Origin of the sequence: Acetobacterium malicum subsp. dehalogenans DSM 11527 (assembly GCF_000472665.1) — a bacterium.
Taxonomy (GTDB): Bacteria; Bacillota; Clostridia; order Eubacteriales; family Eubacteriaceae; genus Acetobacterium; species Acetobacterium malicum.
This window is the reverse complement of record NZ_AXAC01000054.1, coordinates 1-11,482: the sequence shown is the minus strand read 5'-3', so window position 1 is coordinate 11,482 and position 11,482 is coordinate 1. Positions and strand designations below refer to the sequence as shown.

The following is an 11,482-nucleotide window of genomic DNA, read 5'->3' as shown; positions in this document are numbered from 1 at the left end:
TGAGCAACTTTTATACCCTGTGCTTTACGGATCCCGGAATCTCTGAGTAATCCTGCCAGTTTCAATGCCTTAAAAGCTTTTAAAAATGCAATTTTTGTCTGTTCAGATGGGTTGTTTTGGTTTATCATAGTGGTATGCACCTTTCCTGTCTGATTTTTGTTAGTTTGCATTTTCATTATATCAGACGTTGGGTGCATTTTTCTGTCAACTTCTGTTTTTCAGAAGCTGCAGAGTGTGTTGTTGTAAAGTCTCAGCTGATTTTTAGAGCTGGGAAAGTTGAGTTCATTATATTCTAATTATAGATGAAAGTTTAAAAATGGCTAAAACAAGGTGTTTCAAAAATTCGTTGGTATTCATTTAGATCTGTTTTATGCTTATCCGACAATTCGAATCCCTCTCTCTCCGCCATTTGAAAATTAATGAAAAATGTTATGATACAGCCGTTTAGGCTGTTTTTTTGCGTGGATTTTTTGAGCAAGCGCTTAATTCATTTGGATCATCAGCGCAGACCACTTTATCAAAATAACGCCAACTGCACCGCAAAAATAATAAAAATGGCTCCAAAACCCTGCTGAATCCGCAGAAAAGTTTTGGGAGACTGCTTTAAAAACACACTAAAGCTGCCAGCCAGAATCCCATAGAGGATAAAAATAATCAACGTCAGCAGCATAAAGAAAAGACCAAGCTGCAAACCTTGGACGGTGGCATTTTTGCCGCTGACGATGAATTGGGGCAGGTATGAAAAAAGGAATAGGGTCAGCTTGGGGTTTAGCAGATTGATAAGAATGGCCTTTAAAATAATCGCAAACGGCGTCGCTGAAGTGGTTGCTTCATTTGCTGTCAGGCCAGCTTTTGAGCGGATCATCCCCAGGCCAAGATACAACAGGTAGCAAGCGCCGATCCATTTGATTAGGTTAAAGGCGGCGGAGTTCATTTCCCGGATGAATAAAAGTCCCAGAATGGCGACGGCCAGATGGGGGATAATCCCGAGAGTGCAGCCCAGAGCGGCAAAGAAACTGTCTTTACGACTACCGGTCAGACCGATTGAAACAGTATAAAGAACGCCGCTTCCGGGAAGTAGAATGACAATCAGTGAAGCGAGAAAAAAAGTAGTGGTGATCATTTTAGAGCCTCCATGGTTTTGATTTTTTTAATGGCGGTTGTGTTATAATCGTAGCAGAATAAAGTGGCGATAATAAGAACCATTTCTAGCTTAAAAATCCAAACCACTTTGGGGAGAGTCGATGCTGCATATTAATTTAAACCGAAACCAGGAGGAATCCTTAGCGGAACAGATTTATCACGAACTAAAAGAATCCATTTTTTCCGGGGAGCTAAAAGCGGATGAAAAGCTGCCATCCACTAGGGGGCTTTCTGAGTTTCTTTCGGTCTCACGCAATGTGGTGATGGAAGCCTATGAACAGCTTTGGGCAGAGGGATATCTTTATGCAAAGGAAGGATCCGGCACCTATGTCAGTGACGGGATCTGTTTTGAGCGAAAGGAAACCGCGTCCCCGGACAAAGAAACGCAGAGCGACAATTTGTTGTTTCCTTCAAAACGGGTGAACTTTCGTACCGGAGTTCCAGATTTAAATACCATCCCGATTAAAAGATGGGGGCAAATCTACAAGACCGTGACCGAAACCCTGGAGGGCAGAAGTCTGGATTATCAGAACAGTTTTGGAATGCATGCTCTGAGAAAGCAGCTGTCGATTTATTTAAAGCGGGTGCGCGGCGTTAGCAGTCGGCCAGAAAACATTATGATTGTTAATGGTGCAGCGCAGGCGTTCAGCCTGCTATCGCGGATGGTGGGAAAAGACGAGGCGGTTTTGGTTGAAAACCCCATCAGTCAAGGCATTGTCTATACGCTTAGGAACAATGGGGTCATTATTAAAACCATTCCGGTTGATGAAAATGGGATTGTGACTGCGGCACTGCCGGAAAAACCGCCGAAGTTGATTTTTACAACGCCCAGCCATCAGTTTCCCACCGGCGTAGTGCTATCCATCAAACGACGGATTGAACTGATCGAGTATGCCCGAAAGCATAACTGCCTGATTGTGGAAGATGATTATGACAGTGAGTTCCGATATGAAGGTAATCCGATCCAGTCGCTCCAGAATCTCGATCCAGAGCGGGTCATTTACGTGGGGACTTTTTCGAAGATTCTCTCACCGGCACTGCGAATGGGCTATCTAGTGCTGCCGGAATGTCTGGTGGCGGAAATGCAGAACGAAAAATATGTGGCGGATATTCATTCGCCGGTGCTGGAGCAGCTAACCTTGGCTAAATTTATCGAAGCGGGATATCTGACCCAGCATATCCGGAAAATGAAGGGGATTTACTTAAAACGGCGCAATCATCTGGAAGCCTGTCTGAAAGAAAAATTTGGTGAGGATGTTTCGGTAACCGGAACCCGATCCGGGATGCATCTGGTTGCGGCTTTTAAGTCGATTGTGTTTGATGCGGAACTTCGGAAAGCCCTGAACGAAAAACAGATTTTTGTAACGACCCTGGGAGATTATTTTCTGAATGATAACGTAAATTCAGGGCAGGCAAAAAAAGCCGGTGACCAGGCGTTAGTGCTGGGATATGGGAATACCGATTTAAAGGCGATTGAAGAAGGCATTGCCGGCATCGCTCAGGTAGTGCGGGCGGCTAAGGGGAATATCGGCAATTAGCCGTTGAAGCAATTGTAGTTCATTGCAAACAACGATAGCGTTTAAACATTGAGAAGAGGAAGAAACTTTCAGTGTTGATCATTTCATTATTATCAATTACAACCAAAGTGATAAAATAATCTTCCGTCAGAATAGTCAAGGCGATTTTACGTTGTACCGATGTATGTTTTGGATTGATCCATGATTACAGTCAGATATTTTTTTCATATACATATCTTTTTGTTTCGATATTTTAACAGAACTCTAATAACACAAAAAAGCACACCGAAGCCAGAAATGCTGGCTTCGGTGTGCTTTTAGGCTAAACGGCGATAAATTATCGGCGTTCGGTTGGGATGACAAAATATTTGAGATTGCTATTCCCGTCCACTATAACAGAGAGGTTCTTGTCCCAGCTACCCCAAGTAAACGTCTCGGAGGATGACGGGAGGGTGACCGGCAGGGTGGCCTCGCCGTTACTAAACGCAATGGTTTGATCGATTGACAACGTGGTATTTATGGTACTATCGGGGCCGTTCATACAGAAATAGGTAATCGTGCGGGTGCCGGTGAGTGGCTGGCCATTTTCATCCAGAAACCCGGTGATCAGTATATTAAAGAGTGTATCAGCTGATTTGGAATCTTCCGTTTCCAAACTGGCTGAAAAATCAGGTGTGATAAACAACCGGGGGCAAATCGAATAGACGGTGCTGGCAGTGCCTTTGGTGATCCTGACATCAAAGGTGTCAAAGATTCCATTACCACCTAAATAAGCGTGCCATGGATCGCCTGAGGCTACCGCATACTGGCAGTTGCTTGGGTAATCAGTCAGGACTTGCCCGACAGCAGTGGTTACGGCAGCCAGCTTATGAGGGTCGTCAAGCACCGGTATATTAAATTGGTAAAAAGCCTGACGCGGGCTATACTCCTGATTAATTAATTCAATAATGGTATTAATGACGTCCAGTCGATCCTGATAGCTTGTTTTTGTGGGGCTGTCCGGCAAAGTAGCAATACTGGTGGTTGCTATGGGGAGATAATAACCGTTTAAACCATCAAAGTTATTACCGGGAGACATTCGATTACCTTGGATAGTTATAATCACTCCAGCCAACGATAACTCGGCATTCAGCAGATCCAGCCGGGCTTGAAAACCCGGCTTTCTTAAACTATCACCAAGTGGAGTAACCAGACCTTGGGCAGTTTGGATCTTTTGCATGGTGATTCCGATATCTTCATTATTGATTAGACTGGTTTCCGCAGCTTTAACAGCTACCTCCACCGGATCAGTAACCGGAGGGAATAAAGCCGTTATCACCCCGGCATTGGCCGGATTGGTCGCCGGGGTTTCGGTGCCAGCCACTGTAAAGTAGTTTTCGGGGACGCCGGTTAAGGTATAACTCACCAGCTTGCCGCCAGCGGATATGGTTTTAGGTGTCAGCGTGATGGTGGCAGTGTATTGTTTGCCATCTTCAAAACGCTCTGGGGTTTGATCCGCGGCATCTTTCCAACTGACGGTTCCGGTATACTGGTTGGTTTCGGTAATGGCAGTCACCGGTATGCCTTCAATGGCCGGGACGGTCACACTGCCGATATCTTTCAGGTTGATAGTCAGGTTAATTGGGATGTCAAAAAACTTGCCATTGTTATTCCCGTCCACTTTAACATAGAGTCTCTTGTCCCAGCTTTCCAAATCAAAAGCCCCGGAGGATGACGGGAGGGTGACCGGCAGGGTGGCTTTGCCGTTATTAAACGCAATGGTTTGATCGATTGACAATGTGGTATTTAAGATGATATCGGAGCCGTTCATACAGTAGTAAGTAATCTTGCGGGTACCGGTAAGCAGCTGGCCAATTTCATTCTGAAACCCGGTGATCTCGATAGTAAAGGGTATTTCAGCTGACTTGGGTTCATTATTGTCCACCAAACTGGCTGAAAAATCAGGCGAGATAAACTCATAGATGAGAAGCGAATAGACGGTGCTGGCATTACCTTTTTTAATCGTGACTTCAAAGGTGTCAGAGGTCATAGTACCACCAAAAGAAGCAGTCCATGGCTCGCCTTTTTCTATCTCATACTGGCAGCCGCTTGGGTCGCCGGCCAGGACTTGTCCGACAGCAGTGTTGACGGCGGCCAGCTTATGGGAATCGTCAAGCACCAGAATAGGCATTTGCAAAAAAGAATAACAAGAATACTCCTGAAAAATTAACTCAATAATGGTATTAATCACGTCCAGTCGATCCTGGTAGCTTGTTTTTTGGAGGATATCCGGCAAAGCAGCAATACTCTCGGTTGCTTTGGGGAGATACAAACCGACTAAACTACCAAAGTTATCACCACTAGTCGATCGATTAAATCGGATCAGTTCAATCTCGCAAGCCAATGACCACTCCGCATTGAGAAGATCCAGCCGGGCTTGAAAACCCTGTTTTCTTAAGCCCGTGTCAAGCGGGCTAACCAGACCTTGAGCGGCTAGGATCTTCTGAAAGATAATACCGGTGTTTTCTTTTTCAATAAGACCGGTTTCCGCAGCTTTAACCGCCACTTCCACGGGATCAATCACCGTGGGGAACAAAGCCGTTATCACCCCGGCATTGGCCAGGTTGATCGCCGGGGTTTCGGTAGCAGCCACCGTAAAGTAGTTTTCGGGGACGCCGGTTAAGGTATAGCCCACCAGATTGCTGCCATCGGCGACCGTTTTGGGCGTCAGAGTGATGGTGGCAGTGTATTGTTTGCCATCTTCATACTGAACTGGGGTTTGGTTCGCTGTATCTTTCCAAGTGACGGTTCCGGTATATTGGGCGGTTTCGGTAATGGCAGTCACCGGCAGGCCTTCAATGTCGGGAACGGTGATACCGCTAATGGCCGGAACATCAATCGTCTGGAGGAAGGTGGTGGTGAGGGTTAATTCCTCCGGAGCCGCTGACGGCATCAGCGTAATCGTATAATTAGTACCGCTGGGGGTAAGCGTATAACCGCCACTGCCAATCAGGCTTTTAATCCGGGCGGTGACGGCCGTCAATTTTGCGTCAGCGGTATTTTTCGGAATAATCAACTTTTCAAAAGTTGCCGCTTTGATATTGTCTTTGGCCACCGCATTGATGCGGGTATTCAGATTTTTTTTATCATCCCCATCCGGCAGTAGATCCACCCAGCCTCGGGCGGTATCAAGATCGGCAGGTCGTTTAGTTTCTTCCGCTTTTTTAACACTATTCGTTGCAACGGGAAGGAACTCAATCTTTACTTCAACCACGTTGTTGCCCATGCTGACACTGGGATAAGCCTTCTCTACTCCAGAGGTGGTATTAACAACCTTAACATCGGTACGATAAAAGGTAAATTGTAAATTTTCTCTCAGTTCGGTCAGCAGGATAATGCCATCCGGTGCTATAAACCGGCCATCCTGATTCTTTTGGTTCTTGACTAGATCCGGATAATTACAGGTAAAAACCACATTGGTTAGCTGGTAAGAGTCGTCGGCACTACTCGTGTTTAGTCCCATGCTTTTTAGACTTTTCAATCTGTTGAGTTTTTGAGTGTTTTTAGCACCAAGTAATTCCTGTATATTCTGAACCGAAAACAATCCACTGGCGGGAATACTGACAGTCATGTTGCCAGAAGGCGTCTCAGGCGCGGTAAACGCGATAAACGTGTTTACATTCGCTGAGTTAATGGTTTCTACCTCTTTTTTCAAAGCTGGTGTCGGTTCTGCTGGAGTCGGATTTACTGGAGTCGGATCTACTGGAAGAGGCGGTGGTGGGGGCGTCCACCCACCGCCTCCGCTTGAGGTGCTGTCGGTAACTACAAAGGTATTGTTTAAGAGTTCACTGCCATTAAGCTTAACCACCAAACGGTAGTTGCCGATGGTCAGATTCGCAGCGTTAAGGGTTAATACGCCTTGAATTGGGGTGACCGCAATGGATGTGGACTCGCGCAGAACTTCATAGGTTAAGTTGTTGGAAATGGCATCACCAATCTGCACATTCGCGGCAGTATAGGCAAAAACGCTCAGGGACATGCTATTGATGGCAGTCTGAGCAGTGTTTTTATCCAACAGTTTTTTGAAGCCATCGACACTATAGTGATGAATCACGGGTTTTAACACCAGTTTTTTCTGGGCTTCGGTGATGCGTGTGGTCGCCTGATCCACTTCGGTTTGACTATTTTTAGTGCTCATCACGTTTTCGCTCAGAACGGTTTGATAGGCGCTCCAGGATTCCGCAGTGTATAAGTCTTGCTTATCAGCATAGGCAGCAATGGCCGCCAGATAGGCGGTCAGATCGGTGTCCGGGACAACCGGAGGATCTGGGGTTTCTTTGACAATCTTAATTTCCAGGGCTTCCAGGCGTTGGCCCTTACCGGTACTGCCCAGCTCACCGTTATTTTTGACCCAGTCGATATCACCTTCGTTTTCGACATGGCCCCGGTAGTAAACCGAATAGTCGGGATACAGGTTGCCGCTTTCATCCACCAGCTTAATGTGTACGGCTTCCAGTCGCAGCGATTCTCCCCGGGTACCGGCAAAGGCACCATCGGTTGGCCAGGTGCTGTCGTCGTCCACCGGATAAAGCCAGGCCTTGTTCTGAACGTGGACCGTATACTTGATGTGCATATCGGCGGGGACGTCACCGATTAATTTAATCATAAAACCTTCGATGCGCAGGCTTCGGCCCATGGTGCCAAATTGCTTCGGTCCGATGGTCCATGCATCAATATCGCCGATATTCTGGATGTGTCCCCGATATTCGGCGTGAAAGGCTTCCGCATCAACCAGTTGGGAGACGTCGATTTGTTCATCATTGGCGGATGAAGCGGTGTTTAAACCGGCAGAGGGGGATTCGTTCTTTGCGATAGCTGTTGTTGGTGCCAGTACAATGATTAAAAAGATCATTAGTACCAACGGTAGGATGGGGGTTTTTTCATTTAAAGGCATTTAATTTTCTCCAATTCGCAGATCATTTTGTTAAGTGCCATTATATAAAATAAATACTTTACAAAATATTTGCAAAAGTGAAGTGTATATGATTATCGGGCAGATTCTTTTTGATAATAGGCGGCTTTATGATAATCGCCTTGCTTGTGATAGTAGTCGGCCAGTTTTTTTATCAGCTCATGATGGAGCAGCTCATAGTGCCATCCCAGCGGCACACTCCATTCATAATAATGGCCGTCAAGAAGAGGTGCTTTGTAAATAGCGGCGGCGGCTTCGGCAATGGTGGCGGTTTCATCAGATAGTTCCTCCAATTGAGGTATCATTTTTTCGAACAGGGCAATATCCAGATCCAGTTGTTCCGGATTCAAACGGACTTTTCCTCGCTCCGATTCGATTGGCAGCGCCAAATTGGCTTCGGTGAGCTGCTTTCTTAAATAGTGAAAGGTCAGATAAAAATTGGCCTTGCTTTTTTCCTGGGACAGTTCCGGCCAGAGTGTTCCGGCCAGCTTTTCCTTTGAAACAAACTGTCCCTTGGCACATGCCAGATAAGCCAGTAACTCCTCGGCTTTTCGGGTACGCCAGGGAACGACCACTTCTTCGCCGTCCGCCTGAATGGAAAACTGCCCGAAGCAATGAATTGACAGCTGCTTCGGAAGCAGGACAGGCACTTTTGCGGACAGACGTTTTAAGGTTTTTTCCAGTCGCTCCGGCTGAACCGGTTTGAGAAGATAGTCCATGGCATTGAGTTCAAAAGCTTGAATAGCATATTGATTATAAGCCGTAACAAAGACAATCGCCGCTTGCGGATAAACCTCCAGCAACCGGTCAAATAATTCCAGACCACTCATTTCCGGCATTTCGATATCAAGAAAAATAAGATCCGGTTGTAGGATTGCAAGCTGGTCCAGGGCATCGGCACCACGTTCATAGGTGCCTAAAACACGAACAGCGCCCAGATCCTCTAAATCCCGTTTCAGTCCCTCCAGGGCATAATATTCATCATCGATTAAGATCGCAGTTATCATTGAGTCGATTCCCTCTTTCCGATCCGGAAGGAAATCTCAGTTTTCTCTTCCGGGATACTTTTTATTGTTAGCCCCTGCCCGTACAAGGCCGTCAGGCGTTTATGGATATTTGACAGACCGACCCCTTTTCCTTTGTGCCATTCATGGGAAAGAGCTTCCGTTATCTGTTCCGTTGTCATTCCGATACCATCGTCCACCACCGCAAAGACAATGGCATCATTCTCCTGGGTGGTGCGGATCATGACGGTTCCGCAGGTGCCTTTTTTGCGAATGCCGTGGATGATGGCATTCTCCACCAACGGCTGGAGAATCAGCGGTGGGATCATCAGATGGTTAATTTCAGCCAGCTCATAACATACCCGCAGTTTATTGGGAAAACGCGCCTGTTCAATTCGGACAAAGGCGCGGACACCGTTTAATTCGGTTTCCAGGGGTACCAGTTGCTGATCCGGGTAAAAATCAAAGCTATGATGTAGGTATTCCCCTAAATCTAACAGTAGTTCTCGGGCTTTTAACGGATCAATGCGGCACAGACTGGCAATGATATTTAGGGTGTTATATAAAAAATGAGGTTTGATCTGGGCTTGCAAAAAGGCCAGTTCCCGAGATTTAGCCAGCTCTGCGGCTTCATAATAGTTTTTGAGGGCAACTTCTTTTTCTGCCATTAGCAGCTTTACCCGTTGGACCAATGCGGTTGACAAAAATAAGGAGTTAAGAGCCATAGCGAGAAAGATGATGTTGAGGCTGACCACGTTATTGGAAATCCATCCGGCATTTCGGCAGAAGCTGATCCCGACACCGACGATGATAAATAGCCAGCCGACAATAAAAAAGCGGGCTTGGCTATAATTTTTCCGAAAAGCGCCGATAGCCATAAACAGTATCGAGAGTCCGCCGATCAGCGATAAGCTGTGGGCATAGAGGTTGACAAGGGTGGAAGGCGCAATCAACACGAAAACAGCGCCGATAAAAACGGCTGTTAATAAACCTTTTGCCCATTTTTCATAGGTTGGAAATAACCATTTGGTACGGAAAAAGCTGCGGAAAAACAAGATCGCCATCAGCATGTTTAGCAGCGAAAAGAGAAGCGTATTAGACATAAAAAAGGCTGCATAGTCAGGTGCAAAGACGTTGTAGATGCCAAGGAGGCAGCCCTGGTAGACGGCCATGATTAGAACATAAAAAAAGTAATAGAGATTTGCGGCTTCCCGAAGCTCTAAAAAAATAAACAGGTTGTGGATTGCCACAGCAAAAAAGATACCGAATAGCACCCCATAGAGTGAAAGTAGGGCTTGCTTTGTTTGATCCGCTTCCTGCTGAGGTAACAGGTCAAGGGTATAGTTCTGGGTAAATGGGGAAAATAATTCAAGATAGGCATCTTGATTAAAATTGGTATTACTGTCCCAGGAAAAGGCAGGATAAACAAAATGATCATCCTGCTGTTCGCCAATGAAGAACCACCCCGAAGGCCGGGCTTCATAGCTTGTCATATCGCCATTTTGAACAGGTAGATACAGTACCGCCTTGGCAACGGTGGGATTATAAATAAACAGACGGGCTTCTCTTTCGGCGGGTGACAGTTCTTTCAAAGGGATCCGAATCCAGTAGGTAGACTTGCTATTTCCGAACATGAAAAAGCCGGTGGTGTTTTGTGAAACGGTGGTTTCAGAAAAGATCATTTGTATGTCTGTTAATGCCAACCCACCGGTAGTATCTTCATAATAATCATATGTGATTTTGTTTGGGTGGTTGTTATTTTTTTCCGCATGTTTTATCGCAAAAAAAACAAGAAAAAAGATAAGGGTGACAACCAGCAGTAAAATTATATTCTGTTTAAAGAGTTTTTTAATTTTGTCAGTCATATTTTTTCAACCGTGCTTTTCTAGTTTTTCCGAAAGGAGTTTTGTTTTTTAAATTGCTGTATGCAAGTTTAATGAGAGTGGCTAATTTAAGTGCAGTTATTGAATAAAGGTATCTTTAATCGAAAAACTGTGAAACAAGGCTATGTATTCAACAAAATAATGTGTGAATTTTGCAGATTTTGCGTTTTCGGGTATGATAGATTTGTTATAATAAATATCACAATCGCTTTTCCACAATTAAAGTTGCCGAATCAACGTTTGGGGGGATGGACACGGATTTGAATCAGATTCTTCACATCCTCTAAAATCCGTTCGGTTGTGACCGGGATCATCAGCCATCGGCCACCGGCTGCAAAGCGGGTCTTGGCAAACAGGGCTTGAACTTCGCTACTTGCCTGGGGAAGATACGCTTCAGTTTCGGTCAATTCCTTGTCTCCGATTACTACCAGGGCGATAAAATAATTATCCATAGGGTATAGAACGCAAAGGGACTTTCCGCTTTTTCGATACTTCAGGTTCCAGCCTTTCTGGGCAGAACAGCGGCTGTAATTCATGATCGGTTTGATTTGATAAAATTCCTCGATAAAGCTCTGCAGTTCAACCCAGAGCGGATTGTTGACGAATCGGATCATGTCATCCAGGGTCGGCTCATTGTTTTGTTCAAAATTTTGACTCCATTCCATTGAGTAACCTCCAAATTCAAATAATATTTACTCAACTTTCCCAGCTCTAAAATTCAGCTGAGACTTTACAACAACACATTCTGTGGCTTCTAAAAACAGAAGTTGACAGAAAAACGCACCCAACGTCTGATATAATGTAGATGCAAACCAAACAAAAATCAGACAAGAAAGGTGCATACCACTATGATAAACCAAAACACCCCATCTGAACAGACAAAAATTGCATTTTTAAAAGCTTTTAAAGCATTGAGACTGGGAACATTGCTGAGACAATCTGGCATCCGCAAAGCACAGGGGATTTCAGTTACCGAAGTTTTTG

At 45.4% G+C, this 11,482-nt stretch carries 6 protein-coding genes; 1 reads left to right on the top strand and 5 read right to left on the bottom strand.

The window, feature by feature from the left end; translation table 11 throughout:
* Positions 1 to 517: 517 nt before the first annotated feature.
* Positions 518 to 1,123: a LysE family translocator gene (locus A3KS_RS0116315; RefSeq protein ID WP_026395809.1), complete on the bottom strand. Its 606-nt coding sequence runs from the start codon at positions 1,121 to 1,123 to the stop codon at positions 518 to 520.
* 121 nt (positions 1,124 to 1,244) lie between these two features.
* On the opposite strand from A3KS_RS0116315, the gene pdxR reads away from it, so the two are divergent.
* The gene (gene pdxR, locus A3KS_RS0116310) at positions 1,245 to 2,681 is read left to right on the top strand and encodes a MocR-like pyridoxine biosynthesis transcription factor PdxR (protein ID WP_026395808.1); all 1,437 of its coding nucleotides are present in this window, start codon (positions 1,245 to 1,247) and stop codon (positions 2,679 to 2,681) included.
* Positions 2,682 to 2,997: 316 nt separating this feature from the next.
* Here the strand turns inward: pdxR and A3KS_RS22850 are convergent, their stop codons facing one another.
* The 4 genes from A3KS_RS22850 to A3KS_RS0116290 all read right to left on the bottom strand — a co-directional run bounded on the left by A3KS_RS22850 (position 2,998) and on the right by A3KS_RS0116290 (position 11,163).
* Entirely contained in the window at positions 2,998 to 7,593 is a 4,596-nt protein-coding gene (locus tag A3KS_RS22850; RefSeq protein WP_051355955.1) for a hypothetical protein, read from the bottom strand.
* 92 nt (positions 7,594 to 7,685) lie between these two features.
* On the bottom strand, positions 7,686 to 8,618 hold the full coding sequence (locus A3KS_RS22845; protein WP_051355954.1) for a response regulator: 933 nt from the start codon (positions 8,616 to 8,618) through the stop codon (positions 7,686 to 7,688).
* Positions 8,615 to 10,480, bottom strand: a complete 1,866-nt coding sequence (locus A3KS_RS22840) for a 7TM diverse intracellular signaling domain-containing protein (protein WP_026395807.1) — start codon at positions 10,478 to 10,480, stop codon at positions 8,615 to 8,617. Before A3KS_RS22840 ends, A3KS_RS22845 begins: the two co-directional genes overlap by 4 nt.
* A gap of 251 nt (positions 10,481 to 10,731) precedes the next feature.
* A complete protein-coding gene (locus tag A3KS_RS0116290) occupies positions 10,732 to 11,163 on the bottom strand; it encodes a DUF3788 domain-containing protein (RefSeq protein WP_026395806.1) in 432 nt (143 codons plus the stop codon).
* Positions 11,164 to 11,482: the final 319 nt, after the last annotated feature.

What these genes read in the sequence shown, in the direction of transcription:
- A3KS_RS0116315 (WP_026395809.1), bottom strand. Translation starts at nt 1,123, where the DNA reads ATGATCACCACTACTTTTTTTCTCGCTTCACTGATTGTCATTCTACTT.
- pdxR (WP_026395808.1), top strand. Translation starts at nt 1,245, where the DNA reads ATGCTGCATATTAATTTAAACCGAAACCAGGAGGAATCCTTAGCGGAA.
- A3KS_RS22850 (WP_051355955.1), bottom strand. Translation starts at nt 7,593, where the DNA reads ATGCCTTTAAATGAAAAAACCCCCATCCTACCGTTGGTACTAATGATC.
- A3KS_RS22845 (WP_051355954.1), bottom strand. Translation starts at nt 8,618, where the DNA reads ATGATAACTGCGATCTTAATCGATGATGAATATTATGCCCTGGAGGGA.
- A3KS_RS22840 (WP_026395807.1), bottom strand. Translation starts at nt 10,480, where the DNA reads ATGACTGACAAAATTAAAAAACTCTTTAAACAGAATATAATTTTACTG.
- A3KS_RS0116290 (WP_026395806.1), bottom strand. Translation starts at nt 11,163, where the DNA reads ATGGAATGGAGTCAAAATTTTGAACAAAACAATGAGCCGACCCTGGAT.